This window comes from Halalkalibacter urbisdiaboli (assembly GCF_002156385.1).
GTDB classification, from domain to species: Bacteria; Bacillota; Bacilli; order Bacillales; family Bacillaceae_D; genus Halalkalibacter_A; species Halalkalibacter_A urbisdiaboli.
Genome location: NZ_MVJM01000001.1, coordinates 76,575 through 101,445, shown reverse-complemented (window position 1 = coordinate 101,445; position 24,871 = coordinate 76,575). Strand labels below are relative to the sequence as shown.

24 protein-coding genes are annotated in these 24,871 nt (G+C 39.2%); 15 read left to right on the top strand and 9 right to left on the bottom strand.

Features of this window, described 5'->3' with window-relative positions; all coding sequences use genetic code 11:
• The first annotated feature begins 36 nt into the window (after positions 1–36).
• Positions 37–360, top strand: coding sequence for a hypothetical protein (locus B1R93_RS00505; RefSeq protein ID WP_088102042.1), 324 nt, complete (start codon positions 37–39; stop codon positions 358–360).
• Between the two features lie 58 nt (positions 361–418).
• Positions 419–709 carry a hypothetical protein gene (locus B1R93_RS00500; protein ID WP_088102041.1) on the top strand — a complete coding sequence of 97 codons (291 nt, stop codon included), beginning with the start codon at positions 419–421 and terminating at the stop codon, positions 707–709.
• A 180-nt stretch (positions 710–889) separates the two neighbouring features.
• On the opposite strand, the gene B1R93_RS00495 is transcribed toward B1R93_RS00500, so the two are convergent.
• Positions 890–3,124 (bottom strand): alpha-galactosidase, encoded by a 2,235-nt coding sequence (locus B1R93_RS00495; protein WP_088102040.1) that lies wholly within the window; start codon positions 3,122–3,124, stop codon positions 890–892.
• 318 nt (positions 3,125–3,442) lie between these two features.
• Here B1R93_RS00495 and B1R93_RS23580 point away from each other — a divergent pair, with 318 nt between their 5' ends.
• From B1R93_RS23580 to B1R93_RS00485, 3 genes are all read left to right on the top strand, one after another.
• Complete coding sequence (locus tag B1R93_RS23580; protein WP_280949447.1) at positions 3,443–3,574, top strand: hypothetical protein; 132 nt, start codon at positions 3,443–3,445, stop codon at positions 3,572–3,574.
• Between the two features lie 149 nt (positions 3,575–3,723).
• The gene (locus B1R93_RS00490; RefSeq protein WP_088102039.1) at positions 3,724–5,703 is read left to right on the top strand and encodes an electron transport protein; all 1,980 of its coding nucleotides are present in this window, start codon (positions 3,724–3,726) and stop codon (positions 5,701–5,703) included.
• Positions 5,704–5,827: 124 nt separating this feature from the next.
• Positions 5,828–6,460 (top strand): trimeric intracellular cation channel family protein, encoded by a 633-nt coding sequence (locus tag B1R93_RS00485; RefSeq protein WP_088103344.1) that lies wholly within the window; start codon positions 5,828–5,830, stop codon positions 6,458–6,460.
• Between the two features lie 89 nt (positions 6,461–6,549).
• Here B1R93_RS00485 and B1R93_RS00480 read toward each other — a convergent pair whose 3' ends face one another.
• Complete coding sequence (locus B1R93_RS00480) at positions 6,550–6,909, bottom strand: hypothetical protein (protein WP_088102038.1); 360 nt, start codon at positions 6,907–6,909, stop codon at positions 6,550–6,552.
• A 132-nt stretch (positions 6,910–7,041) separates the two neighbouring features.
• Complete coding sequence (locus B1R93_RS00475; RefSeq protein ID WP_088102037.1) at positions 7,042–8,469, bottom strand: hypothetical protein; 1,428 nt, start codon at positions 8,467–8,469, stop codon at positions 7,042–7,044.
• Positions 8,470–8,690: 221 nt separating this feature from the next.
• Between B1R93_RS00475 and B1R93_RS23575 the strand changes: the two genes are divergently transcribed.
• Complete coding sequence (locus tag B1R93_RS23575) at positions 8,691–8,945, top strand: YjcZ family sporulation protein (RefSeq protein ID WP_088102036.1); 255 nt, start codon at positions 8,691–8,693, stop codon at positions 8,943–8,945.
• A gap of 275 nt (positions 8,946–9,220) precedes the next feature.
• Here B1R93_RS23575 and B1R93_RS00465 read toward each other — a convergent pair whose 3' ends face one another.
• From B1R93_RS00465 to B1R93_RS00455, 3 genes are all read right to left on the bottom strand, one after another.
• Complete coding sequence (locus B1R93_RS00465; protein ID WP_088102035.1) at positions 9,221–9,409, bottom strand: hypothetical protein; 189 nt, start codon at positions 9,407–9,409, stop codon at positions 9,221–9,223.
• A 93-nt stretch (positions 9,410–9,502) separates the two neighbouring features.
• The gene (gene hpaB, locus B1R93_RS00460; protein ID WP_088102034.1) at positions 9,503–10,942 is read right to left on the bottom strand and encodes a 4-hydroxyphenylacetate 3-monooxygenase, oxygenase component; all 1,440 of its coding nucleotides are present in this window, start codon (positions 10,940–10,942) and stop codon (positions 9,503–9,505) included.
• A gap of 258 nt (positions 10,943–11,200) precedes the next feature.
• On the bottom strand, positions 11,201–11,890 hold the full coding sequence (locus B1R93_RS00455; RefSeq protein ID WP_088102033.1) for a Na-translocating system protein MpsC family protein: 690 nt from the start codon (positions 11,888–11,890) through the stop codon (positions 11,201–11,203).
• Between the two features lie 149 nt (positions 11,891–12,039).
• On the opposite strand from B1R93_RS00455, the gene sda (B1R93_RS00450) reads away from it, so the two are divergent.
• The gene (gene sda, locus B1R93_RS00450; protein ID WP_088102032.1) at positions 12,040–12,195 is read left to right on the top strand and encodes a sporulation histidine kinase inhibitor Sda; all 156 of its coding nucleotides are present in this window, start codon (positions 12,040–12,042) and stop codon (positions 12,193–12,195) included.
• On the opposite strand, the gene sda (B1R93_RS00445) is transcribed toward sda (B1R93_RS00450), so the two are convergent.
• Positions 12,192–12,320 carry a sporulation histidine kinase inhibitor Sda gene (sda, locus tag B1R93_RS00445; RefSeq protein WP_280949446.1) on the bottom strand — a complete coding sequence of 43 codons (129 nt, stop codon included), beginning with the start codon at positions 12,318–12,320 and terminating at the stop codon, positions 12,192–12,194. The two genes, sda (B1R93_RS00450) and sda (B1R93_RS00445), sit on opposite strands and share 4 nt — an antisense overlap.
• A 164-nt stretch (positions 12,321–12,484) precedes the next feature.
• Here sda (B1R93_RS00445) and B1R93_RS00440 point away from each other — a divergent pair, with 164 nt between their 5' ends.
• From B1R93_RS00440 to B1R93_RS00420, 5 genes are all read left to right on the top strand, one after another.
• A complete protein-coding gene (locus tag B1R93_RS00440; protein WP_088102030.1) occupies positions 12,485–12,826 on the top strand; it encodes a helix-turn-helix domain-containing protein in 342 nt (113 codons plus the stop codon).
• Positions 12,827–12,986: 160 nt separating this feature from the next.
• Positions 12,987–13,418, top strand: a complete 432-nt coding sequence (locus B1R93_RS00435) for a MarR family winged helix-turn-helix transcriptional regulator (RefSeq protein WP_088102029.1) — start codon at positions 12,987–12,989, stop codon at positions 13,416–13,418.
• A gap of 32 nt (positions 13,419–13,450) precedes the next feature.
• A complete protein-coding gene (locus B1R93_RS00430) occupies positions 13,451–14,431 on the top strand; it encodes a ring-cleaving dioxygenase (RefSeq protein ID WP_088102028.1) in 981 nt (326 codons plus the stop codon).
• A 17-nt stretch (positions 14,432–14,448) separates the two neighbouring features.
• A complete protein-coding gene (locus tag B1R93_RS00425; protein ID WP_088102027.1) occupies positions 14,449–15,057 on the top strand; it encodes an alpha/beta hydrolase in 609 nt (202 codons plus the stop codon).
• A gap of 136 nt (positions 15,058–15,193) precedes the next feature.
• The gene (locus B1R93_RS00420) at positions 15,194–16,069 is read left to right on the top strand and encodes a metal-dependent hydrolase (protein ID WP_088102026.1); all 876 of its coding nucleotides are present in this window, start codon (positions 15,194–15,196) and stop codon (positions 16,067–16,069) included.
• A 159-nt stretch (positions 16,070–16,228) separates the two neighbouring features.
• Here B1R93_RS00420 and B1R93_RS00415 read toward each other — a convergent pair whose 3' ends face one another.
• A complete protein-coding gene (locus B1R93_RS00415) occupies positions 16,229–16,420 on the bottom strand; it encodes a hypothetical protein (RefSeq protein WP_088102025.1) in 192 nt (63 codons plus the stop codon).
• 389 nt (positions 16,421–16,809) lie between these two features.
• Here B1R93_RS00415 and B1R93_RS00410 point away from each other — a divergent pair, with 389 nt between their 5' ends.
• The 3 genes from B1R93_RS00410 to B1R93_RS00400 all read left to right on the top strand — a co-directional run bounded on the left by B1R93_RS00410 (position 16,810) and on the right by B1R93_RS00400 (position 21,413).
• Positions 16,810–19,182 (top strand): glycoside hydrolase family 95 protein, encoded by a 2,373-nt coding sequence (locus tag B1R93_RS00410; RefSeq protein ID WP_088102024.1) that lies wholly within the window; start codon positions 16,810–16,812, stop codon positions 19,180–19,182.
• Between the two features lie 19 nt (positions 19,183–19,201).
• On the top strand, positions 19,202–20,008 hold the full coding sequence (locus B1R93_RS00405; protein WP_088102023.1) for an alpha/beta hydrolase: 807 nt from the start codon (positions 19,202–19,204) through the stop codon (positions 20,006–20,008).
• Between the two features lie 106 nt (positions 20,009–20,114).
• On the top strand, positions 20,115–21,413 hold the full coding sequence (locus B1R93_RS00400) for a Gfo/Idh/MocA family protein (RefSeq protein WP_088102022.1): 1,299 nt from the start codon (positions 20,115–20,117) through the stop codon (positions 21,411–21,413).
• Between the two features lie 86 nt (positions 21,414–21,499).
• Here the strand turns inward: B1R93_RS00400 and B1R93_RS00395 are convergent, their stop codons facing one another.
• Complete coding sequence (locus B1R93_RS00395; RefSeq protein ID WP_088102021.1) at positions 21,500–24,760, bottom strand: endo-1,4-beta-xylanase; 3,261 nt, start codon at positions 24,758–24,760, stop codon at positions 21,500–21,502.
• Positions 24,761–24,871: the final 111 nt, after the last annotated feature.

The window sequence follows — 24,871 nt, the reverse complement described above, 5'->3', positions numbered from 1 at the left end:
AGTATAGTATCTAAGTTGAAAGGGGGGGAAATTGAAATGAATAATGTTTGGAGAAACCCAGATGTGTTTGGTAATAGTAGAGGTACAAGAAATGAGCTTGACAACGAAGTACGAAATAATGTAGATACGGAACTAGACGCAAAACTTGATAATGACTTAGATAATGAAAATGATATTTCTTTAAAAGACAAAAACACTAACATTGCAAGAGCTAAAGTTTATAATAGTGGAAACTCTAGACTAGATGTAGATATTACTGTAGATAGTGATTCACGTGCAAGAGTACGTGCAAGATCCGACGCTGAATCAGACCAAGATCAAGATCAAGCCCAGACGCAAGCTCAAGGATTAGACGATTAATCATTTATTTTGGGGATACTAGACAACTAGTATCCCTTTCTATTAAGGAGGGGAGTATATGGAGAAACCTGTTGAAAATAAACTTAATACATTGGTTGGCAATAGCGGAAACTCGGATGTGGACCTTACCGTGAATGTAGATATTGATACAAAAGCAATTGCATATGGCATTATCTGTAGCCTTTATGGTAGGGGGGACTTAAATGAACAGGAGCTAGAAAAAGCTGTTAGAAAGCTAGATTCTTTAGTAGAAAGAGATAGGGAAAAACGGAAAGTAGAGAATAATGTGATCTCTGCTAGTAAGCCAAAACTATACGGTGTCTCTCAACCTAGAAGAAATTGGTTTTAGGCTTCGTTGTAGATCTAATGATGCAGCATAATCTCATTCATGTTGCATTTTTCGTTTGGTTTGGTTCGTGCTAAAGAGCTGTAGAACGAATGATGAACCACTATTCCCAAAAGACTTGTGAGGATACAAATAGAATTATAATAGAGCCACTCCGAATAGTGGCTCCTATTACTGTAGTTTCTACGGATTCACGGCTCTTAATACAAATAAGGAAGAGGTGAAATCTCCTTGCTTTTCTCTTTGCCAAAACTCACCTGCACGGTTAGTGAAATCCTCCGCAAGTATAATTCCTATGTTCATTAATTCGTCACCGTAATGAGTTGTTTGTGTGCTTTCGATTTCATAAAGCTTGTCAGGGTCTAACCCTTTTAGCTTGATTCGATCATATTTATCGTTCGGTTTTGCTAGCACTTTGTAGTAACCAACAATCGCTTCATTTTGGTCTTGAGAAACCGTCATCCATGAAACTTCATTTGATTCAAATGGGTTTAATAGACGGTAGAAATATCCGCTTCGAATTAGGTCACGCTTTTCTTTGAAAAATGCGACTTGGCGCTTGACTGCTTGTTTTTCTTGTTCGGTTATGTTTGTTATATCTAGTTCATAACCGAATGTTCCGAAATAGGCTACATTTGCGCGAGTTTCAATCGGGGTGATACGACCAACCTGATGGTTTGGAACCTCGGATACATGGCTGCCGATCGTACTTAATGGATATACCATAGATGTTCCGTATTGTATTTTTAATCGTTCAACAGCATCCGTATCATCACTTGTCCAAATTTGTGGTGAGTAATAGAGCATGCCTGGGTCAAAACGTGCGCCACCGCCAGCACAAGATTCAAATAAAATCTCTGGATATTTGTCAATTAATTTATGGTACAGCTTATAAACACCTAAAATGTAACGGTGATAAAATTCGCCCTGTTGGTCAGCATCTAAGCTGTTCGAATAAGGTTCCGTAATGTATCGGTTCATATCCCATTTTATATAAGAGATGTTGGCGTCTTTTAATATGTTGTCCATTAAAATAAAAAGATGCTCAACAACCTCATCTTTTGAAAAGTCTAGTACAAACTGGTTTCGTCCGTGTGAAGCATTGCGATTTGGAGTTTTGATAATCCAATCAGGATGCTCTTTAAAAAGTTTCGTGTTTTTACAAACCATTTCGGGTTCAAACCATAGACCAAATTTAATGCCGATTTCCTCGAGTTTGTTTGAAAGCCCCTTAATGCCATTCGGTAGCTTCTCTTTATTAACAAACCAATCTCCTAGTGAACTCGTATCATCGTGGCGTTCTCCAAACCAGCCATCATCCAATACAAATAGTTCAATCCCTAATTGCTTTGCTGTCTCGGCTATGCTCAATATTTTTTCTTCGTTAAAATTAAAGTATGTTGCTTCCCAATTGTTTATTAAGATAGGTCGTTCCTGATCACGCCAAACACCACGTACTAATCGGTTCCGGTATAAGTCATGATAAGCTTGGCTCATGCCGTTTAACCCTTGATCTGAATAAACCATTACACATTCGGGTGTTTGAAAGGTCTCGTTAGGGGAGAGCTTCCATTTAAATTGAAAAGGATTGATCCCCATCATTACGCGGGTCACATTATACGTATCAACCTCGACCTGAGCTAAGAAGTTACCACTATAAACTAAGCTAAACCCGTATACGCTTCCAAAGTGCTCTGTAGCGTCAGGTCGTTTTAAAGCTAGGAAGGGGTTGTGCACATTACTACTTGCACCACGTGTACTGTAAATCGATCGAATCCCTTTGGTCAGCTTTTGCGTTTCAATATGTGTTTCACGAGCCCAAGCTCCAGACAAATGTAGCATTTCAAACTCATCATCAGGAAAGTCAACACTTGTACTCATTGCACTATTAATATAAACGGTTTCTCCGCCCGTATTTTGGAAGGCTGCGTTACGACAAATAATCGGCCGATCGTTATAAAGGGTATAACTTAAAATTAATTTGCAGTTAAGTAACTGATCGACTAGTGTAATTTGTAAAGTTTCAGCTTCATCCAGCTCAGCAACATACGTCGCAGGAAGCCCCTCTAGAGTGGGTTTCCCTTTCAAAATTTCATAGCTTTCATATTTGAAATTTGTCAATTTACTACCAATATGATTTGTTATAGTATGAGCAGGGTAGCGATAATCCGTTGTCCCAAAGCTAGGATATTCTTGTTTAATATGTTCTAGTGAGGATGTGTAGTCCCCTTCAAATAGATTGCAGGAAGGTCGAACCTCTCGCTCGATTAAGTGTGCAAAAGAGTTGCGATGTTTTATCCGTTTTCCATAATATAAATGCTCTAACTGGTTACTTTTTTCCAATATTCTAAAAATATAGCTTATATCCTTATTAAATAAGTGAAACTCGTTTTGTTCATGGTTTATCGTGATAGTCAATCGAATTCGACTCCTCTCATTGGTGGGCTAAAGTAATTTATAAACATGATACACTTAGATAATAACAAACGTGGAATTAAATCTCAATAACTATTAAGGTTATCGATAAGTTAATTAGCGGGGTGGTTGATTGTAGAGAAGGAACAGGTTGGGTGAGGAAATTTGAACAAATTAGAAAGATGCAGGGGCATCTCTAATAAAGTAGAGTTTAAAGTATATTAAATAAATATTAAGAAAGTATAAAAATAAGATTTCTCTGTTTGACTGATTTCTGTAATGATTTATAATAGAAGAAATTTGACAAAAGTGGGTAGAAATATGGTTGATTTATCTGAGTTGATAACATTTTTCGAGACGAAGTTAAACCGAGAGCTTGAATTAAAAGAATTAGAATTGCTATGCTGGATTGTTGAAAGGCAAAACAATCTTCATCAAGTGACGACGGCTTAAACATAGTTATAAAGGAGACAGACGAAGAGTTGTAACTGGACTTTTCGTTTGTCTTTTTTAGTTTAAACATTATTATCATTCGATTAATGTATATTGTCCCTCCATTTGCTAAATAGTAATCCATAAATAAACAACAAGGGGGCTTGGTTTTGCGTCGTTTATGGGTTTGGATTGTCATTGTTGGAATCGTCATTGTTCTTTATAACAGTATAAATGCTTTAGAACCAAAATACGCAGTTCATCCAAGTGCTGAAAATACGTTAAATCATCCACTTTATCACAAAATGAATGAAACCTATGGGTATGATATTTTCGGCTTGACGATTGATGAAAAAGATGCGAATGAACTTCTTAAAACGGAAGAGGGTCAGTCATTTTTATCGTTGCAAAATGGTGCTGTAAAAATTGATGAACAAACAATAGAAGAAGGTCGAGCTTTATTTTATGAAGAGACCTTTAATAACGAAGAATTTATTACGGATGTCGTTGGTGTTTTAGATGGCCCACTTTCCTTATTTAATATTGCGAAGGCGGTTCTTAAAGTGAGGGGAGAGGGGACGGATAACTTAAAAGTTGAGCTAGCAGAAGATGCGTTAGTAGGGGGGCGTCAATTTAAAAAAGGCGAAGTCATAGAAACCGGCTTGGATGTGCCAAAGGGGGCATTTGCGCCACTAGGTATGCCGATTACCATTAAAGATGGGCGTATAAAAGCTGGGATTACTTGTGCGGCTTGTCATGCATCCGTTGATCGTGATACAGGTAAGGTTATTGAAGGAGCCCCGAATGCTAACTTGAATGGCGGTTTATTATTAGCATTGGCGACGAATTCAGTTGGTTTTTTATCGAATAGTGATGTCGATCCGAAGGTGTTGCAGACGTATCTACATAAGCAAGAATGGGTACAAGAAAAAAGCCTGCAGCGCACTCTTACTTTACCTGATGCGGAAACATTGGAAGCAAAAGTAGATGAGGCGTTTTTAAAATGGCCAAAAGGAAACTTTGATTCAACGAACGATTTCGAAAACAATCCTTCTCAAATTCCGGATGCGTTTACATTAGGCGATCATCCGTATGGCTGGAGTGGACATGCTGCAGTTGGCCCATTTAAAGGATTATCAGCGTTTAATAATAATGTTCATGCTCAAAATACAGACTTATTAGCGCAAACCGCACAAAGTGACAGCTTATTTGGAATTGATAAGGATTTGTATGCAGGGACCATCTTACAAAATGCACCGAGTTCTAAATATCGATATGATCCTGAATCAGGTCAATCTCCCTCAGAATTTTTAGCGAGCCGAAACAATAATAAGCGAATTCTTGGACTGAATGATTCATATGCACCGCCGACATTTCCGAATTTGTCGTTATTTGCACCAAATGGCACTGTTATTGGAACAGACGGGTCATATGTGCTTGAGGAGTTAAATGAGATCTCTGCGTATCAAAACACACTAGTCCCACCTAGTAAATTAGATTCGTACAATTCTATAGAAGCAACGGGAAGGGAAGTGTTTGAAAAAGCGGGTTGTATTCGTTGTCATGCTGGACACGCAAGAACGAATAACAAAGTCATTGCAGTCGAAGAAATTCAAACAGAAACCTCACGTGCAAAAGCGTTTAAAGATACAAAGAAGCTAATGGAAGAACCATGGATTTATCAACTTGATACACCAATTCCTATACCGGAAAATGCAGAAATCGTAAAAATGCCGATCGAGAACTTGGACCGAGAACAATTAAAGCTTTCATTTGCTTATGATACAAATGGAGGCTATAAAGTGAAAGGTTTAGTTGGCTTAAAATATTCTGCACCTTATTTACACGATGGCGGCGTGGCTGTTGGACGTGATATAGAAACGGAGCTAGGGCTTCCAGGTACGTTGAATAATGGAATACATCCTGATCCTTATAATAGTTTAAAGGCGCTTGTAGATAAGCAATTAAGAAAAAAAGTAATCGCAGCAAATCGTGGAACACAACGGTTGCAAGACGCTCATGTTTCAGGTGAGGGCCATGAATTCTGGGTGGATAAGAGTACTGGGTTTTCGAAGGAAGAGCAAGACGCGTTAATTCAATATTTATTGTCCATTGATTTGGAGAAAGAACGCAAGGCGCAAAAGGATTAAAAAGCGAGGGGATGTCATTGTACATCCTCTCTGTTTTATTGTCCTACAGCTTTTTATCTTGTTTTTATTTATTGTTATAAGTATACTTATTTATTATTTGATTAAGAAAGTGTAGGAAATGACGATGATTTTAATTGAGTTATTTGTTTACTTAGGCATTGTAGCTGCTGGAATTTCTGGAGCTTTAATAGGAATTAAGAAACAGCTTGATTTATTTGGAGTTGTTTTTTTGTGTGTAACAACTTCGTTAGGAGGGGGCCTGATTCGTGATGTGTTGCTTGGAAACATCCCACCCGTTGCCTTTGTAAAGCCGAGCTATTTTCTTGTTAGTTTAATAGCTGGACTTCTCACCTGGATATTTTATAAAAGTATGATGAGGTTGAAGCATGTTATCCTCATTTCAGATGCTATTGGGTTAGGGGTTTTTACAGCGGTTGGAGCAAACACGGCTATGCTCTATTATGAAGATTATGCGTTTTTAGTTGTTGCGATGGGATTGATAACCGGTATTGGTGGTGGGGTGTTACGTGATGTGTTTTCAAAGGAGATTCCTTACGTGTTTCGCAAAGAAATCTATGCCATTGCGTCGATTTTAGGTGCCGTTTGTTTTTTAATTACATATGAAATCTTTTCACCGATTATTGCGTTATACTTATGTCTATTTATTACATTCTCACTCCGGATTCTTTCGATTATTTACAATGTTCATTTTCCGGTTTATCAAACAGAAGTTAGTAATCGAAAGCTCGATGCTTAACTGTAATAAAAGGACAGGGAATGCGCCTGTGTTCTTGGCGGTGAGCGGAGATGTCCCAAAAGGTAAAAATCTACCTATTGGGACACTATCTATTCAGTATATCCAGTTAACCTAATGGCATTATAGGTGTCGATAGAATGGGCCATGACGGCGCCAGCACTTGGAAATGCTTTTCTAAATTCAGTACATGCTTTTACGCGGTAATCGTTAAGATGAGAAATAGTCGGATCGTATTTGACTAAAACCTCTGCAATGACAGAAAGGGATGTGTAATGCTCATTCTTATTCTCATCATACCCTGTATCACGAATATGTACGTTGGTTATTTTCACATGGTTATTCATATAGTTTGAAATACGGTGAATGCGTTTTAAGACGCCGTCTCTAGGTGTGCCTGGCTTAGAATATAAATAGATATTCGCTTCGCAGTCAACCTTTCCTTTATACAAAATACATCCCTCCTTTTTCCACGTCCTTAATTTTAGCAGATTATGAAGGGAGAGGGAATGAAGATGAATGATGAATTAAACGATAACAGAATGGTAGTCGAAGTCTGACCACCATTCTGTTAGTCTGAAAAATTAAAAGAGAAGCAAGCCGAGAATCGTTGAAACAATCAGCCCGGTTATAACGGGGATAAAGCTTTTTCTTACGAGATCAAGTACAGAAATCTTCGCAAAGCCTGCTATGGCAATGATTGGTGACCAAGCGACCAATGTACCGCCACCGACCCAAATTGCACCCACTTGGCCGATTGCTGCTAATGTAGCAGGATCAACGCCGACAGATTGGGCTAAAGGTTCGGCTAAGGAACCTATAAGAGGTAATCCAGAAAAACCAGAGCCATCTAGCCCAGAAATCATTCCTAAGATGAGAATACCAAATCCGGTTATAAAGGCATTTTCGGGTATCACCGATTGACTTGCCTCGACTAAGTCTAGTAAGAAGGCAGGTGACTCCGTTGAATCGTCTAACCCAAGGATTTGAGCTGAAAACTCACCACTCCCAATGAAAAAGAACCCAGCAATTGGTATAACGAGCCCCATTACTTTGAAGGCGAAGACAAAGCCACTAATCAGGTGATCACTAACTTCCTTAAGGGTTCTACGGTAATTTCGAAAAAGTGAAATCAAGAGAAGCAAAATGACCGCAGTACCACCGATTAAAGAAGCACCAGCCCCATCTTCTATAGGTGGTACGATGTTTGTAAATGTTGCGAGAACAACATATAGAATAATCGTAAAGAAAGTTGCTGGAACGAGAAACGCAAACCAAGAGCTATACCGTCCTTTTTTTATATCAACATGATCACTGTCTAATTGAACGTCCTCATCCCCACTCTGTTCCCATTCAGTTACATTTTTCTTTGCGGGCTGAATAATTGATTTGCGAACTGTAAAATACGCAAGAGTCAGTGCGATAATCCCTGTAATGACCGAGAGAATGAGTGCTCGGTCGGCAATGAGACTCGGTTCAATCACGTTTGACGAAGCTGTAAGTCCTGGGGCAACTTTTAAAACATAGTCTGATGATAATGCCATTCCATGGCCTGCAAGTGAAATGGCTAAAGCTGCACCGATTGGAGGAAGCCCCGCCCTAATAGCTACAGGAATTAAAAGGGCCCCGATTAACGGGACAGCTGGTGCTGGCCAGAAAAACAGCGATAACACATAGGTGACGATAACGAGAACCCAAAAAGAGATGGTTCCATTTTTCATCACAGCTTGAAACGGCGTAATCATTTGTTCATCTGCCCCTATGGATTTCAATGATTGAAGGAGGGCAGTCATAATCGCAATAATGAGAAATATGTGAAAGAGCTCACCAGCTGCTGTCAAACTTGCATTAAATATAGTGTGTACCCCGTCAAGAAAAGATCCAGTGAATGTCCAGCCAACTAAAAAGCTCATGACAATTGCTGGAACGACAACGTTTTGTCTGTATAACATTGTCAAAATGATCAGACAGGTCCCTGTTAAATATAACCAATGTACGACTGTAATATCCATCATTCTAATCTCCTTTGTTCCAGGATTTAGACGTGATATCCACAACGTATGTAGGAGGGTAGGCATGTGTGAATCGTGTAAGGGTGAGAGGAAGGTAAGTATTTACATAGTGGGAAAATCCTCAACCAAGCCTAACTTTAGCTAATTTTAAAAATAACTGAGTCATTTTTTGAAAAGGAAACATAACGTGTCAGTATCTCCTTTGGAAGGTGGTGCTTTAAATGTTCTTTGGACCTGCGGCTGGTGCAGCGGTTGGTGCAGCAGCGGGTACTGCAGCTGGTGCGGCAGCAACTACACCTGTTGGATATGGAGCTGGTTATGGCTACGGTGCTCCTGTAGCTGGAGCTGGTTATCCTGCAGCTGGCTACCATACAGCTGGTTATGGAGCAGGACGTGGCTTTGCATTAATCATTGTTCTGTTTATCCTTCTAATCATTATTGGAGCTTCTTGGTTTACTCCAGCTCCTGGTGTGTAATGAAGAATAGAGCGTCAAAATAGAGGACAATGAAAAAGGTAGATTTTTACCTGTTCACTGACTTCTCAATTGGCGCTCTTTTTCGGGACTTATATGATTTAACAATCGAAATGGAACAGAGACGCCCCAAAAGGTAGATTTTACCTTTTGGGGCGTCTCTAACTTCATTGACATAGAACAGGGCATCCCTTAAAAAATGCCCTGTTAAATTTCTAGATAGGAAAGGGGGAACATCTTGGAGGAAGCTGTTAGAGCTATAAAGTGTCCTTGCTGCACTAAAATCGTAATCGTTTCACTTTCATATTCTTGATTTTAGCTAAGTTTAAAACAATGTCATCATCTGTTACGATACAGCTTTCACCATCAATAGTCTGTTGAAACATTTCCTTTCTTACGTCTGACTTGGTCTTAAAGGTGATTTTGAGACCATCAATAAATTCAACGTAAACGTGGAATCGTTTCAATCTAATCAGCTCCTTTATAGAGTTAAACACTTATTTCTATAAAAGTATTCCAATTCCTTCTTTAAAAAGAATGACTTAAACTAAACTAGTCCGTTAATGTTTAATATTCAAAAAATCATGAACGCTTTGCACAGCTGCTTCACGGTTATAAATTTGATATAAGCTTTGCGAAAGGCGAATGGGATCACCAAAAAAGAAACGTTCATACAATGTCTGTCTTGTGCCAAAAGCGCTCATACATAAATCCCATGCAAGTCTAAATAATTTCACTCGTTCCTCAGCAGGCTTTGTAGCCCCTTGTAAATAGTGCTTAATGTCTTCTGATACTTCTGAATGGAACGCCTCTTCGGTAGGAAGCGTGATCATCCCACTTGCGCCGAGAAGTTGGATTATATCTGTGAATCGAGGGTATAGTTTTGGAAATGTATTGATGGCAGAGTATAAAGGGTAATGATCTGGAACAATGACACCCGAGTTGGTTTCTACTGCGCCTTCCTCAGAGGCAATCAATAATGCTTTTAATGTTTCAAGAGCGATAATAATCTCTGAAACCTTCTCTTTTACATGCTGATACTCGCTAATATTTATCGTATCGACAATGGATTGGACGACGCCTAAAATAAACTCAGTTTTTACGACTTGGCGAGATATGACTTGATGTAGGGTAAGCGGAATGAATAAGCTGTCAGAAAACATCTGATTTGAAACGTCCAAGTTTTCATAATAAAACACTCGATCCCATGGGACGAGAACATCATCAAACACAACAATTGCGTCATTTTCTTCAAAACGAGCGCTAAGAGGGTAATCAAATGTTGAATTTTTATAAGAAAAGGATTCGCGACAAATGAATTTTAAGCCTTTCGTATTACTAGGTATGGCAAAACCGAAAGCATTGGCTGGATTTACGCTAGAGGACGAAAAGACTAAAATTTCATCAGTAATTCCACCTTGTGTAGCTAAAAGTCGTGCACCTTTAATGACTAGCCCTTTCTTATTTTTATTAACAATTTGGGCAGCGATGATTTCATCAGGATCTTCAATGTGTAATTGTGAACGATTAACTTGAGGATTAATAAAAGTATGAGTAAGACATAGGTCGTTTTTACGGGCATAATTGTAAAACGACTCTAAATGATTTGGAAAGCAGTTCTCTTTGTCTTTTAATAGTTCTTTTGATGCAGCAAAGGCTGTTAAGACTGTATTCATATAATCAGGGCTTCTTCCAAGCATTCCACCGCTAACCTTCGCCCATTGCTGCGTCGCAAGTCGTCTTTTTTTAAGGTCCTCTACCGATTTAGGAATTAAAAAAGAAGTACCGATACGCTCCTTTGTTGATGGCAATTCGTATGTCATCGTGTTAAGTAACGCTTCATCGTGCTGAAGATCATAAAGTGTTGACTGTGTTTTGATGACCCCTTTAAAGGCTGGATGATCGGAGATAGTGTTTTTAATTGGTTTGCCATCGAACCAAATTTCAGAACGTAGCTGATTTATTCGATCCTTATATTGCTCCCCCGTTCGAATGGACATACTCCCCCCCCCCTTATCTTCGCGGATATTTTATCTACATATAATCATTATGGAGCTTGCTGTAAATTATGATATTGATTAGGGAAATATAGGCATTTTTTTTTGTAACACTAAGATAATGTTAAGTTGAAAACGATTTAGTAAGGGGAATGAGTAGACGTTATGAAAGGAGGAATCAATAGCTCCGAATCCGTTGCCCTCCTCAACAAGAAAGGGGCGTGTAGAGGGGGCAATGGCTTCGTGTATGGGTGTAGCTTTTTATGTTGATGGGTTTAAAATAAATAGAAAAATACTTTTATCTAGATCAAAGTCCCAATCAACAAAAATGTCAATTACTTTTACCTTTAAAAGTGATTCAAAATGATTGTTATTATGAAGTAATCGTTTTTCGAGACTTCTTTTTGCTATTCGCAGTTGACTTTGAAGTCCTTTACGAATTAATTCTTTCTCGATATTGACGAGTATGCCATTTCTAATAACGACAAGCGTCCGGTCATTTAGTTTATATGAAAATAACTCATCAGGTGCCTTTTCTGCCTGCACACTTATATGGGTTAATTCTTTATGAAATTCTTCCTTTCCAGGAAAGTGCTCGCTCATTCCTTGTATTTCAATCTGTTCAGTCATAATTCCTGTTACCATGGCTGAACGATTATGTAAGGACCAATCATAATAAAATTCACGTATGTTAAGGCCAGTAAGAACTTTAATGTAGGTCTTTATCTCTGGGAGCATTGTTGCAAATACAATATCTCTTGTTTTGTCGATAGTCTGTTCTTGTTCTTGTTCCATTAAAATTTTGTCTGTTGGCGATAACAAATTTCGAATGTAAATGGTCACGAACGAATAGCCAAATGAAATATAAACCCCTTCAGGTCCTTTTCCAAACGTATCCCGCAGAAGCTTACTAATGTAGCTGCTGATTTCTTTTGTTTTAGTTATATCCATCCTTTTCAACTCCTTTTGGTACGTAGTATGACCAAAATCCTATTTTTTAATGGAAAATTTTATGTGTTGGCACTGCTAAGTTTGAAAATTATACTATTTTTAAAGGTGTAGGGGACAGAAAGCCACTCGCTTAAAAAGGAGAAGTTTAAATGAAATACATGACAGATAAATTATTATCGGAAACGTATGTGAAGGCAGTATTGCTAGGAGTGGATTGTGAGTTTATTCAATTATTAGAACGGGAAATAAAAAGGAGAAATATTTCGATTGAAGATTTATTTGAAGAAAAAAATAATGAAGATTAAGCTTTAAACAGATTTCTTTTTTTGATTGCCTTTTTTAACATGTCAATAAAATCTTGTTCAAGCTTAAGCTCAATTGCTTTATTATAGGCCTGAATTAGCATTCTATCTGATAATTGCTCAAACAAATCTATCATTCCTTTCTATTAGTAAGGAGTAGAAATACACATAAAAAAACAATAAAACTCATCATTATCATACTTATAGTCAGTAAAAAAATCAATAAATGATATATTTAGTATCTTCAATTTTCAAAGAAAATAACGGTATAGTTTTATCTAGAGGTGATGGAATGCCGAAAGGAAAAATCTCGAAAATCATAGGTGAACGACTGCGAAAGCTAAGGAAGGAGCAAGGATTAAGTCAGGAAGAGTTAGCACATAAAGCATTTTTGCATCCTACATATATTGGACAGCTCGAACGGGGAGAGAAAAACCCAACGGTTGAAACAGTTGAAAAAGTAGCTAATGCTTTGCAGATCTCATTAGCGGACTTATTTCGTTTTTCGACGACAAATGAAAATGACGTTATTGACCAGTTAATGGTTCAATTACATAGCATTAGTAAAGAAGATCAGGAGACTCTTATGAAAGTTGTTTCTGTTTTGTTAGAATGGAAAGACCGAACCAAATAATTAACCCAAGATCGTTCCTTAATTTTAGGGGACGTTTTTATTTTTTTCTAAGAAAATAATAAAGCAAAGTAGAATCTAAAACAAACTAATAAAAAGTAAGTAAATTACTTTACTTTTTATTAGTTTAGAGCTAAACTGATAAAAACAGGAGGGCGTAGTGATGAGTGACGCACAATTCCGATCTAAGCAACAAGAGGAACGGATGGGTTTATTATTGTGGTTTCGACTTGCCCGTTTTTATAATCAAAGCATCCGGTTATCGAATCGGCATTTAAAAAAATGGGAATTAACAATTGCACAATTTGATCTGCTTGTACAAATTGGGGCTCATCAGCCCATTTCTCAGCAAGCCCTTGCAGATAAACTATTTGTAACCAAAGGGAATATGACCCAGCTTATCTCAAAGCTCGAAAAGCAAGGTTATGTAAAGAGAGAGCAGGAATGGCGAACAAAGCATATTAAGCTCACACCAATAGGGGAAAAGCTATACAATGACGTCGTTCCACAGCAGGAGGCCTTCCAATCGGCTCAGTTTCAGTCATTAACAAAGCAAGAACAGAAACAATTATTAAACCTATTAAAGAAGCTATAACTTGGATACGAATAAATCGAGGAGTGAATGCCATGGAGTTAAAACCGTTAAAAGGCCAGCATCATGTTTCGGCCATAACAGCAAATGCGAAAGAAAATTATCGTTTTTATACGAAGGTACTAGGGCTACGCTTAGTGAAAAAGTCGGTTAACCAAGACGATACGTCTGTTTATCATCTATTTTACGCAGATGAGAGAGGTAATCCTGGTACGGACTTAACATTCTTTGAGATTCCTCATGCTGGTCAAACGTATAAAGGAACAAATAGTATTTCTTTAACGTCTCTTCGTGTAGCGACAGATGAGTCACTTCACTATTGGAAACAGCGATTTGTGGAGCATGATGTTGAACATGATGAAATTTCGCTTCATACAGGACGTGCAACACTTTCATTCCGTGATTTCGAAGGGCAGCGATTAATGCTCGTATCAGATGAGAACAATAAAGGAGTTGCTGGTGGAAAGCCTTGGGAGCAAAGCCCTGTTCCAGTAGAGCATGGGATCATTGGTTTAGGTCCAGTCATGTTGACTGTGTCACGTCCTGAAATAACAGCTAAAGTACTCAGAGATATTATGGGCTATCGTGAAACACGAAGCTATCCGTCATTCATTCAAGGGCAAAATGATATTCGAGTGTTTGAAACAGGTGAAGGTGGGACTGGTGCAGAGGTCCATATTGAAGAGCGTACAGACTTGCCCCGTGAACGACCAGGCCGCGGCAGTGTTCACCACGTTGCCTTCCGTGTTGAAACGGAAGAGGAATTAAATAAGTGGGTGGAATACATTCACGGGATTGGCCTGCCAAACTCTGGCTTTGTCGAGCGCTATTATTTCCGTTCGCTTTATTTCCGTGAAGCAAATGGAATTTTATTTGAGCTTGCTACTGACGGACCTGGATTTGAAGGAGATGAACCTTTTGAATCTTTAGGGGAACGCTTATCTCTCCCTCCGTATTTCGAGGATCAACGTGAACAAATTGAAGCGCGTTTAAAGCCATTGGATACAAAAAACTAAGAATTGGAGGTAAGATAATGAAACATTTATTTGTTGAAGGAAAAGACAAACAGGCACCAGTCCTGTTGCTTTTACATGGTACTGGAGGGAGCGAACGTGATTTACTACCCCTAGCAAACATGATTGCTCCAAATAACGCGATTTTAGGTGTAAAAGGAAATGTACTTGAAAATGGAATGCCTCGCTTTTTCCGTCGTTTAGCTGAAGGGGTATTTGATGAGGAGGATCTCGTTTTTCGTACAACAGAATTGAATGGCTTTATTGAAGACAGCGCCAAACAGTACGGATTCGATCGGAACAATGTGGTCGCAATTGGCTATTCAAATGGTGCGAATATTGCTGCGAGTCTCATGTATCATCATGAACAATCGTTAAAAGGAGCAATTTTGTTTCATGCAATGGTTCCACGTCGCGGTGTCGAAATTCCAAACTTGAATGGTACTCCTGTATTTATCGGTGCTGGCAAGCGTGACCCGTTAATTCCTGAAAATGAAACGAAGGAACTAATTGAGGATTTACGCAAGGCTGGTTCGACTGTGACAGAGTTTTGGACATCAGGCGGTCACGAGTTAACTCGAGAAGAAGTAGAAAAAGCAAGCGCTTGGTTTAGTGAACAATTTAAGTAAAAGGGGTCGAAGTTGTTCCAAGGATTATTACCTTTGGAATAACCTCGAGTCGGGCCTTTCAAACATATGTATTGGATTTAGCTGACGAATTCGTTATGATAAAAGAAACGAATTTCAAAAAAGTTGAGGAAAATAAATGGATACGATTACTCATACGCTTTTAGGTTTGACAACATATGGGGCAGTAAAAAAAGAAGAACAAGATAAACAGACTAAGCGAGCACTGCTTTTTTCAGCGGTAGCGGGTGCACAAATTCCTGATATTGATGTCGTTGCCAATCTAACAGAAACCGGGAGAGTTATGGAACAAATGTGGCATCGCGGGCTCACACATTCCATTTTTCTCACACCGTTTTGGGCACTCCTTATTTATGCGGTTGCATTGCTTATTTGGAAACGCAAGGATAGGTTGATTTTTTATTTAGCGTGGCTGAACGTTGTGATTCATATTTCCGTAGATTCGTTGAATAATTGGGGAACGGGTTTACTAGAACCGATTTCATCGATGCGCGTTAGTCTTGGTTTCATTCCCATTGTAGATTTGGTGTTTTGGGGTTTCATTCTGTCAGGCTTTATTGTCACAAAGGCTGTAAAACGATTCTCTTCTTATAGAGTATGGAGATGGGTATTAGTTTGTATGGCATTACATGTTGCGGTGCAGAGTGTTCAAGGGATGATAATCAAACAAGAAGCTCAGCAAACGTATGAAGAAGTAGCTTTAGCTGCGAGTTTTGTTCCATGGCATTTTTCTGTGATCGCAAAATCAGACGAGATTGTTAATATTTATCATACAACCGTTTGGAGAGAATCCGTTTTAGTAGAAGCTTTATATTCTGACGAAGATGCAGATCTAGACCCATTGTTTTCTGGGAATCCGAAAGCACCGGTATTAATGGAATGGTCTCCTTTTGTTGTTGTAGTTGAAGAGGATGACATGCTGGCTATTTTTGATCCGCGTTTTTATCGGAACGGCTCTTCCTTTTTAACAGAATCGGTAGAATTAAATCAATAGTGTATGGGATGTTTCAAAAGTAAAGAGTTTAATAGCTATGTTTTCCTGCGTGCATTCCTTCGAGGTTGTTCCAAAAGGTTATTTTTTCCTTTTGGAACAACCCTTTTTTTATGAAAAAGGAGTCCTTGAATTGTTTTATTCATTCGGACTCCAAGGATGTTATTCTGTTGGACCTGCGTTTGCTTGTGCTTTCTTATATTGACGATAATTTTTAATACCAAGATAGAGGAAAACGCCGCAAATAATGTAATCCATAAAGAAAAAGGCACCTAATGATACAAAAATGATAACCCAAACGATGATAGCTACAAAATAAATAAGTCCGGATGCAATAAATTTATTTTTATTCAAAATCTTGTTCAACTCCTTTTACTTAACATACCAAAGTTTATCGCTGATTGAAAGGGCTATCAACAGGATGTTCATGGAATAGTACGATTTTTAAGCTGAACAATTTCTAAATATAGGTTAATAAAAACCATGTATTTGATGATCGTACGATGGTACACTATTAAATATTTTGAATGCGATTACATTTTAAAGAGAGTCATGTGGTTGCAACCGAATGAGTACATAAATATTCCTGAAAGGGACAAAGGATGATACTCATTTTTGTGTACGAGAAGCTTGAGATTGCGAGGTTAATTGTTCAAGAATAAAAGAGCTTCAGGTTCCGATTTTAACGGAGGTCATTCTAGATAAAATAGACCGATATGACACAGGAATAAGGAGATGTTCTGATGAAATTATATTATAAACGTCCGGCGCAAACATGGACGGAAGCACTTCCGCTTGGGAATGGTCGTCTTGGAGCGATGGTATTTGGAGGAGTCGATAACGAGCAACTTCAACTAAATGAGGATACACTCTGGTCAGGTCCACCGGAAAATATAAATAATCCGAAAGCAAAAGATTATCTTCCGAAGATACGAAAATTGTTATTTGAACAAAAATATCAAGAGGCAGACAGACTAAGTAAGGAAATGATGGGTCCTTATGCACAATCTTATTTACCTTTTTGTAATCTCGTACTTCATTTTGACCATGACCATTCCTATGATTCGTTTGCAAGAGAATTAGACCTTGAGACTGGGATCGCTCGTATATCTTATCAAGTCAATGACGTGATTTATACTAGAGAAATCTTCACCTCATTTCCAGACCAAGTACTCGTTGTTCATGTAACTGTTAGTGAGCCGACAAGATTGAATATGTCTGCTCATCTAACGAGTCTATTAAACACGGAAATAAGTTCTCAGGGAGATATTTATCAAATAACAGGAATTTGTCCAAAACGGGTCGATCCTAATTACTATCACGAACAAAACGAACCTATCGTTTACGGAGAACCGGAACAATCCGATGCGATTCAGTTTTCTGGACAATTAAAAGCAAGATGTACAGACGGAGAGGTATTTGTGGATGACTCTGGTTTACATATTAAGAATGCCACGAGCGTTACGATCCTTTTTAGTGCTGCAACGAATTTTGAAGGATTCGACGAAAAACCGGGTGCAAGTGGAAAAAAGCCTTCTCAACTTGCGGAAAAACATTTACAGGATGCGTTTGAACAAACGTATGAGAGACTAAAAAAAAGGCATGTAGAAGACTATCAAGCGCTGTTTCAGCGCGTTAAGCTTGAATTAGGGAAATCTAGTGGCAGTGAAGAGCTGCAAACGGACGAACGAATTAATACATTTGGTGCTCGTGATCCAAAACTTATTGAGCTTCTTTTTCAATACGGCCGGTATTTGCTCATTGCAAGCTCTCGACCTGGCACACAGCCAGCAAATTTGCAAGGAATCTGGAATCAAGACCTTCGTCCACCATGGAGTAGCAATTATACGCTAAATATTAACGCAGAAATGAACTATTGGCTTGCTGAGGTGTGTAACCTTTCTGAATGCCACGAACCCTTTTTAACATTTATTGAAGAGATTGCAATAACAGGTGCAGAAACAGCAAAAATAAATTATGGCACGCGTGGGTGGTGCGCCCACCATAATGCTGATTTATGGCGACATGCAGCCCCAGTTGGTGGTTATGGCCATGGTGATCCTGTTTGGGCAAGCTGGCCGATGGCTGGACCGTGGCTGGCATCACATTTGTGGGAGCATTATACCTTTTCAATGGATCAAACGTTTCTACGTGAAAAAGCCTATCCTGTAATGAAAGAGTCAGCCTTATTTTGTTTAGATTGGTTAATCGAGAATGAGGAAGGTTATCTCGTAACCGCACCTTCTACCTCACCGGAGCATAAATTTAAAGCGGAAGATGGGCTTGCCGCTGTAAGTATTGCTGCGACAATGGATTTACAATTAATATGGGATGTCTTTACAAATACATCGGAAGCTGCTGAGCTATTAGAAATTGATGCGTCCTTTAGGCATGAATTATTAGAGGCACGTTCACGGTTGCTACCGTTAGAAATTGGGAAGTACGGGCAGTTAAAAGAGTGGTCCCATGACCTAGAGGATGAAGATATTCATCATCGCCATGTTTCTCATCTTTTTGGGGTCTTTCCTGGGCGACAAATTACTAAAGCAACACCAGACTTGTTCTCCGCGGCAATGAAATCATTAGAAAGAAGAGGAGACGAAGGCACAGGCTGGAGCTTAGCTTGGAAGCTTTGTTTATGGGCGCGGTTTTATGACGGCGAGCGAGCGTTTACATTTATTCATAATTTATTGCAGCTAGTGACTGAGGATTCAGAAAGAAAAGAACAAGGCGGGGTCTATCCGAATCTTTTTGATGCTCATCCACCTTTTCAAATTGATGAGAATTTCGGTTTTTCAGCTGGAATTGTTGAAATGCTTGTTCAGTCGCATGTTGGCTATCTTCATTTCCTTCCCGCCTTGCCTAGCTGCTGGTCTGAAGGTTCGGTAACAGGGTTAAGGGTGAGAGGTGGTTTTGAGATTAATATAAACTGGAAAGGTGGAAGGCTAGAAGAAGCAGACGTTATTTCAAAAAACGGTGAACGCTGTTACGTTTATTCAAAGGCACCAATTACGGTGTTTAACCAAGACGAACTGATTTCTGTCTCATTAGTAGCACCCGACCTATATGCATTTGAGACAAGTGAAGCAGCTCGGTATCGCATTAAAGAAAATTGATGAGAAAGAAGGTTAGTAGATGGAACAATTACTGTGGCCAGAAGGGGCACCGAATGCATTAGGAACGTCAGACGAAGATAAACCAACAATCACCGCTTATTTAGTAGAGGGAGAACAGCGCCCTTGTGTTATTGTTTGCCCAGGTGGTGGCTATCGTTCAAGAGCGAATCATGAAGGGGAGCCGATTGCAAAATGGCTGAATTCATTAGGGATTTCTGCCTTTGTGCTAAAGTACCGAGTGGCCCCGTACCGCTATCCTAATGCAAAACTAGATGTTCAACGGGCAATTCGAACCGTACGCTATCAAGCATCCCAATTTAAGATAGACCCTACTAAACTAGGAGTTCTCGGTTTTTCGGCAGGGGGACATCTCGCGGCAACTGCGGGCACGTCATTTGATTTTGGAAGAGCGAATGATGAAGACCCAGTTGAGCAAATGTCAAGTCGTCCTGATTTGTTAGTCCTTTGTTACCCGGTTATTACGATGAAAGAGCCGTTTTTACATGAAGGATCCCGGTATCATTTGCTAGGAGAAAACCCATCAAATGAAGAGATTGCGTTACTAAGTCAAGAAACGCAAGTAACGGAGGAAACTCCTCCTACCTTTTTATGGCATACCTCCGATGACGCTTCGGTTCCTGTTGAAAATAGCCTACAGTTCGCTGTAGGATTACGAAAACACCGGGTATTATTTGACTTACATGTCTATTCAACAGGTCGACATGGGTTAGGTTTGGCAGAGTCAGAATCTCATAGCTCTTTATGGACAAATGCCTGTGAATCGTGGTTTCGCTTTACAGAGTTTATAAGCAACAAAAAATATTGATTTTCTTTAATAATGTTGATTTATATTGACAAAACAAGAGCAAAAAAAATAAAATTATAATTAACAACGTTGTTATTGTTGTGGTTAATATGGAGGAGGAACACGTATGAATCGAATTGCAGTATGTGGGGTAAGTAATCGTGCATTAGGAATGTTTATTGAACCTGTTATTCAACAATTTGCTCAGCAAAATCAAATTGTCGGCTTACTCGACAATGATGAGCGTAGAATTGAAATATGTAAAGAAAGATTCACAAATCTGGTTGCACTTCCAGCATATAGTGAAACTCAATTTGACAAAATGGTTGAAGAAACAAAACCGACCATGATCATTGTCACAAGTCGGGATGACACGCATATTGATTATATTTTAAAAGGGTTGGAGCATAATTTAACGGTTGTAACGGAAAAGCCTATGGTTACAACTGTAAGCGATGCCAAACGAGTAATGGAGGCAGAGGAAAAGAGTTCAGGTAAAGTAATCGTAGCATTTAATTACCGCTATAATGCATTTCACCGAAAAATTAAGGAAATGGTATTGGAAGGTAAAATAGGTAGAGTAACCTCTGTCGATTTGAATTGGTATATCGACACTTATCATGGTGCAAGTTATTTTAAGCGCTGGAACCGTAAAAGAGAATTTTCTGGTGGGTTATCCATCCATAAATCAACCCATCACTTTGATCTTGTTAACTGGTGGATAGATCAGAAGCCAGAGGAAGTGTTCGCGTACGGAGCATTGAACTATTATGGGAAAGATGGCGAACTTAATCCGAGTCAAACGGATAAACGTTACTGTGGAACCTGTGATGAGAAGCTTAATTGTGATTACTATATGAGATGGAATAACCGAAGTCGAACTGTTCAAATTAAGGATGACCATCTAAAATCAGAAGGAATTGAGAAATCGGCTAAAAGCTATACGAACTATCGACCTGATGCCTGTATTTTTGACCATGAAATTGATATTGAAGATACGTATGTGGCCACAGTTAAATATGATAAGGGAGCATTTTTAAGCTATTCTATAAATTTTTCGGTCCCATTTGAGGGATATCGACTGGCCATTAATGGAACAAAAGGTAGAATCGAGACGCAAGAATTTCATGAGTTAAGCAGAGTTCCGTTTCCTGTACCTGAGCAAACGATCGATTATTATCCTTTATTTGGTGCAAAAGAGAGCATTCATGTCGTTCAAGGAGAGGGAGGGCATGGGGGAGGAGATCCTATTCTCCAGGAAGATATCTTCTTAGGAGTAGATCCGACTCGCCCTTACGATATATTAGCAGGGGCAAAAGCAGGTGCCTATTCGATTGCAGTAGGTGAAGGGGTATGGCGCTCTAGCAAGGAAAATAAGCCAATGAAAGTAAAGGATATGTTTCAAGAGTACACGACATTAACATAAAGAAAAAGGGGATGTCCTAAAGGTTCTTAACCTTTGGAGACATCCCCTTTTATGTTAAAGATAAGGCCTTTTAATTGAGCTGCCTATTATTCTTTTTTCGGCTTTTTGACTTTTTTTGATTTTTTTTCTGGCTTCTGTTTCTTTAATGGAACGTCTATTAATCTTAAAACTCCTAGTCTTGAAGTATCCATATAGGATGCGCCAGTAGGATCGTTCCAGGTAGCTACACTGTCACGACTTCCATTACCGTTTTCATCATTATTGACTTGAAGGTCAAATCCTAATAGTGTACCAGCTGTTGGCGTGATTGTGTCAAGGGCAAAAGCAGCTTCTACAATATAACCTGTTTCGGTCACTTTCGTAAACGATGTAAAGTTATCAAGGCTTGCGTGTCCACCAACAGAGCGTTCATTATTGAAGTTAATGCGATATTGACCATCATCTTCGCCATAGTTCGTTGTCTTTCCATTGTTTTGATCGATAAAGATTTCTAGTGAGTCTTGCTGCCAAGCATCGTCACTGCTAGCTGATAAAAGACTATCAGTGATAACCGCGTACACGTATAAGTTATGCTCATCCCATAATGTGTGGAATTGGGCCGTTGCGCCGTTGCTTCCCTCTACCCATACATCTGTCTGATGAGGTGTTGTTGCATTCCATATGCCGTCCTGTTCACCATCGATAACTGGTGTCCCGAAACGAACATCTACTAGTTTTGTCGCTTCAACTAAGGTTAGCACGCCGTACCCTTCACTGTCTGAGTGTTGGGCATTACGTGGATCACTCCAAGAAACGATGGAGCCGTTCCCACTATGTTCTGCTAAGCCGTCATTGGCTCCCATATCGGTCACGCGTACATCGAACTTAACGTCAGGACCTAACTCATTTCCGTTAAGAGGGATAGCTTTTTCTACTACATATCCTCCGTCAACTTCAACGACAGTCTCAGCTGAACGAGGAATTACAACGCTTTCTATACCATTGTTATCTACAAATAATTCAATTTGATCACCATCCGTATTCGTAGCATCTTGAACTGTTACATGAACATAAAGGTTTTCTTTATCCCATAACGTCTTAATGTTTGCTTGCAATGTACCAATCAAATCAGTCGTCATTGCTGGAACAGTGCTCCAAACTAAATCCGTTTCTTCGTCAATAACCGGAGTACCCTGAGCGGTATTTCCTGTTTTCGAGTAAACCGGGAGCTTGGAAGGGTCGACCATACCCCAGTAAGCGTGCTTTGCTTGGTATTGCTTATCAAATGGGAACGGTGCATCCTGTCTTGTCGTTCCACGGTTATGAAGCCATGTATGATTATCCGCGATACCCCATAATGTTACATTACTAATCCAACCTTCTGGATTAGCTTCCGTTTTTCCCATCTCGTCTAAACGGATGAACTCATCAAATAGCTCTTTATAGCGGTAGCCTTGTTTTACAAGAATTTCTTCAGGGACAGTGTCATAGCTATCACTATTATTTGTATACACTGAAATGTCTAGTTCAGTAATTTGGTTATCAAAACCAGCTTGACCGAATTTTTTTATAGAATCGGAAATTTGCTGAATGGACGGTCCAGTAATATTAATATGTGTTTGGTGACCTACACCATCAATCGGAACGCCTTCTGCTTTTAAGGTAACGACTAGATCATAAAGGAAATCACGTTTTTGTGGATTGTGTGTACTGTAATCATTAATGTAAAGCTTACCTTCATATCCATTCGCATCAAGAGCTTTACGTGTTTCTATAAATGCAGTACGGATAAAATCCTTGCCGGTAATTCGATACCAGTGGCTGTCACGCATGCCGTTAGGCCGACCTGGATCGATAACCTCATTGACAACATCCCAATCCGTGATGATATCACCATATCTTTCCACGGCAGCATGAATATAGTCAGTCATCCGCTCTAAAACTAATTGCTTGTTTTCAGCATTTGGCTCTAGCCAGTTCCCTTGATTATCCTTAAGCATCCAATCAGAACCTTGGCTATGCCACACTAATGTATGGAAGCGAAGATCAAACTTAGTATCGTTTGCCTCATTGTATGCTCTAACATAGTTGGCTAACACATCACCGTTCTCCCAGTTGTAATCACCTACACTTTTACTCATATATTCAGGCTTCATCACATTTTCTGCAACAAGAGAATTGTAATGGTAGTCTAACAATTCTTTTTGTGAGCCAGAAAGGTGGGTATTTTCAACTGCGGCCCCAATCTTAAAGTAATCAGCGTAAACCTCTCTTAAGCTTGGGATATCGGTTTGAATAGGAGGTGGGGGAGTAACTGAACCAACATGAGTTAATGTAAAGTCATCGATATAAAACGCTCTAACTTCACCAGGCTCGTCAGCTAATTCTACATAGGCATTTAATACAGTTGCATTTGTAGCTAATGTGTATTGGCCCTTTAATTGTACCCACTCTTGGTCGGTAATGGTTTCGTTAGCAGACACGTTCGTATATGGGCCGTCACTACCAGACTGTACGCTCAGACGAATCCTTGAAGATTCTTGTCCTGGCGCCATTTTAACCCAAACAGAAAGCTCATAAATATGACCTTTATGCATGTTTCCAAGGACATCTAATAATGGTCCTTGATATTGACTTGATGCTCCTGTTAATAAGCTACTTGCTCCATCAACTGTATGATTATCTGCAGCTGTTACTTCGATAGCGTCTGAACCGTTTCGTGCTACCCAGCCCTGTTTTGTACCATCTTCAAAATCCGAGATCAAGCCAGATTGATCCAAATCGTCTTGATCAGGAGTAGAACTATCTGGTGTTACATCAATGATGAGGACTTCATCAATATAAATGTCCGCGGAATTGGCACTATCCGGTTCAAGCCAAATTAGAAATTCTGATGTGCTGCTAGGAACCTCATATCCTTGATATTCAAAAGTCGTCCAACCCGTTGCATTGACAGTTTGATTGCCGATCATCCAAGGATATTTATTATCTAATAGAGGTGATTCGACCTTTGATGCTACGCGGTAGGTGCCTTCTCCTTCACCTAAACGAACCTTCAACGAAACATCATAGATACGGTCGGATTTCATGTAATTGGTTAAATTTAGGGAAGGGTGACTATCACTAGAAACTCGGTTTGAGAATAATAATGATTTGCTTCCTTCCGCTGCTTGATCCGTGGAAATGGAGATATCTCCGCTAGTACCCCAAGACTTATATCCCCAATCCCCAATCGTATCATCCTCGAAACCTTGCTTAAGAATGATATTCGTAGATTCTTCAGCTAATGCAGTTGAAACGTTGAAACCTTGAGGCAATATTAAGGCTATGATGATCAACATAGATAAGATCTTCTTAATATTTTTCAATGTGTTCCCCCCTCAAAATAATATGTGAAGCATGATGAAACAGAATACCAATTTACTTAGGGATAGCTTCAGTAAGCGTTTCTAAGAAGGTGTTTTCTCCTCCTTTCTACA

Excerpts from the sequence above, each read along its gene's own strand:
- B1R93_RS00505 (WP_088102042.1), top strand. The coding sequence starts at position 37 with ATGAATAATGTTTGGAGAAACCCAGATGTGTTTGGTAATAGTAGAGGT.
- B1R93_RS00500 (WP_088102041.1), top strand. The coding sequence starts at position 419 with ATGGAGAAACCTGTTGAAAATAAACTTAATACATTGGTTGGCAATAGC.
- B1R93_RS23580 (WP_280949447.1), top strand. The coding sequence starts at position 3,443 with ATGGTTGATTTATCTGAGTTGATAACATTTTTCGAGACGAAGTTAAAC.
- B1R93_RS00485 (WP_088103344.1), top strand. The coding sequence starts at position 5,828 with ATGATTTTAATTGAGTTATTTGTTTACTTAGGCATTGTAGCTGCTGGA.
- B1R93_RS00475 (WP_088102037.1), bottom strand. The coding sequence starts at position 8,469 with ATGGATATTACAGTCGTACATTGGTTATATTTAACAGGGACCTGTCTG.
- B1R93_RS23575 (WP_088102036.1), top strand. The coding sequence starts at position 8,691 with ATGTTCTTTGGACCTGCGGCTGGTGCAGCGGTTGGTGCAGCAGCGGGT.
- hpaB (WP_088102034.1), bottom strand. The coding sequence starts at position 10,942 with ATGTCCATTCGAACGGGGGAGCAATATAAGGATCGAATAAATCAGCTA.
- B1R93_RS00455 (WP_088102033.1), bottom strand. The coding sequence starts at position 11,890 with ATGGATATAACTAAAACAAAAGAAATCAGCAGCTACATTAGTAAGCTT.
- sda (WP_088102032.1), top strand. The coding sequence starts at position 12,040 with ATGAAATACATGACAGATAAATTATTATCGGAAACGTATGTGAAGGCA.
- B1R93_RS00440 (WP_088102030.1), top strand. The coding sequence starts at position 12,485 with ATGCCGAAAGGAAAAATCTCGAAAATCATAGGTGAACGACTGCGAAAG.
- B1R93_RS00435 (WP_088102029.1), top strand. The coding sequence starts at position 12,987 with ATGAGTGACGCACAATTCCGATCTAAGCAACAAGAGGAACGGATGGGT.
- B1R93_RS00430 (WP_088102028.1), top strand. The coding sequence starts at position 13,451 with ATGGAGTTAAAACCGTTAAAAGGCCAGCATCATGTTTCGGCCATAACA.
- B1R93_RS00425 (WP_088102027.1), top strand. The coding sequence starts at position 14,449 with ATGAAACATTTATTTGTTGAAGGAAAAGACAAACAGGCACCAGTCCTG.
- B1R93_RS00420 (WP_088102026.1), top strand. The coding sequence starts at position 15,194 with ATGGATACGATTACTCATACGCTTTTAGGTTTGACAACATATGGGGCA.
- B1R93_RS00410 (WP_088102024.1), top strand. The coding sequence starts at position 16,810 with ATGAAATTATATTATAAACGTCCGGCGCAAACATGGACGGAAGCACTT.
- B1R93_RS00405 (WP_088102023.1), top strand. The coding sequence starts at position 19,202 with ATGGAACAATTACTGTGGCCAGAAGGGGCACCGAATGCATTAGGAACG.
- B1R93_RS00400 (WP_088102022.1), top strand. The coding sequence starts at position 20,115 with ATGAATCGAATTGCAGTATGTGGGGTAAGTAATCGTGCATTAGGAATG.